The sequence below is a fragment of the Cupriavidus sp. UYPR2.512 genome (genome assembly GCF_000379565.1).
Classification (GTDB): domain Bacteria; phylum Pseudomonadota; class Gammaproteobacteria; order Burkholderiales; family Burkholderiaceae; genus Cupriavidus.
Genome location: NZ_KB903088.1, coordinates 1 through 1,487, shown reverse-complemented (window position 1 = coordinate 1,487; position 1,487 = coordinate 1). Strand labels below are relative to the sequence as shown.

Below are 1,487 nucleotides of genomic sequence, written 5' to 3'. Positions count from 1 at the left end.
ACGATCGCGGCGCGCAGATAGAGATTGCCGCGCACATCAACGCCTTGGTCGAGCGCAAACGCGAAGCCCGCCACCATCGCGGACTTGACCATCTGGCTCGGGCGGCGCCGGCCAGCCAGGCGCTGCTGCTGCGCGCGGCGGAACGGGGCGGCAATCTGGGCAACATCACCACGCACCTGCTGCGCCTGCTCGACCGTTATGGCGCAGCAGAACTGCAAGCGGCGATCGAGGAAATCCTCGCCAGCGATGCGGCGCCTCACCAGAATCCGGTGCGCCTGGCGCTGGAGCGCCGACGCGAGGCGCGCCAGGCGCCCCCGCCGGTGGGCATCCATCTGCCTGAACACGTCCGGCACAAGGACAAGCTGGTCATACCCCACCGGCTCGACATCTACGATCAGATCGCTGGAGATGCCAATGAACACGCCTGAGAACCTGCAAAGCCGTGCGAATGCCTTGCGTCTGCACGGGCTACTCGCGCACTGGCCGGAGGTCGCCGACGCCGGGTGGGTGGCGCCGCTGCTGCAATGGGAAGAAGAGGAGCGCTCGCGCCGCTCGCTGGAGCGCCGCATCCGGGATGCCCGCCTGGGCAACTTCAAGCCCTTGTGCGACTTCGACTGGAACTGGCCGACGCGCTGCGACCGGGCCGCCGTCGAAGAATTGATGTCGCTGGAGTTCGTCAAGGACTCGGCCAACGTCGTGCTGATCGGCCCGAACGGCGTCGGCAAATCGACCCTGGCGCTGAATCTGGCCTATCAGGCGCTCGTCCAAGGGCACACGGCGCTGTTCACCACCGCCGGCCAGATGCTCGGCGAGCTGGCCGCCCTCGACAGCGATTCGGCCTTGCGGCGGCGCCTCCACCGCTATGCCTCGCCGGACGTGCTGCTCATCGACGAGGTCGGCTACCTGTCGTACTCAAACCGGCATGCCGATCTGCTGTTCGAACTCGTCAGTCGCCGGTATGGCGCCACCAGTACGGTGGTCACGACGAACCGGCCGTTCGCCGAGTGGTCCGAGGTGTTCCCGAACGCCGCCTGTGTCGTCTCGCTGGTTGACCGGCTCGTGCATCGTGCCGAAGTCATCGCAATCGAGGGCGAGTCGTATCGCGTCAAGGAAGCGCGTGAGCGGGCCGATCAGCGAGCAAAGAAACGCAGCGCGGCCCGGGCGGAGAGAAAGCCATCATGACGCGTCTGCATCTGCCCTCAGGCATCACCCACGGGCTCGACTTCCTGATCCCAGACAACTGGTCCGCTGAGCAGGCCCTCGCCGTCGTCGAACTCATCGACGATCTACGCGAACGGATCTGCGCGCACTACCAGCTCGCTCTGCATGACCTGCTGAGTGAGCAGCGCTCGCCCCCCCGAGAAAGGCCTGGACGATCCGTTCTAACCAACACCGTCCAACCCGAACTGCAAGGGGCCGCATGCGGCCCCTTGCTTACCCCAACCAAACGCCGCCATTTACTGTCGCTTTTACACCGCCGTCAACAC

The 1,487-nt window shown here is 65.8% G+C and carries 2 protein-coding genes and 1 pseudogene; all 3 read left to right on the top strand.

Translation table 11 applies throughout. The annotated features are described in order from the left end of the window. Positions 1-428: pseudogene (locus A3A5_RS0122005) on the top strand (IS21 family transposase); the annotation flags it as partial. Continuing rightward, entirely contained in the window at positions 415-1,182 is a 768-nt protein-coding gene (gene istB, locus A3A5_RS0122000; protein ID WP_018312679.1) for an IS21-like element helper ATPase IstB, read from the top strand. The pseudogene A3A5_RS0122005 and the gene istB, both read left to right, overlap by 14 nt. After that, the coding region (locus tag A3A5_RS42025; protein WP_035813323.1) for a hypothetical protein at positions 1,179-1,487 on the top strand (309 nt) is incomplete at its 3' end. The genes istB and A3A5_RS42025, both read left to right, overlap by 4 nt.

Excerpts from the sequence above, each read along its gene's own strand:
- istB (WP_018312679.1), top strand. The coding sequence starts at position 415 with ATGAACACGCCTGAGAACCTGCAAAGCCGTGCGAATGCCTTGCGTCTG.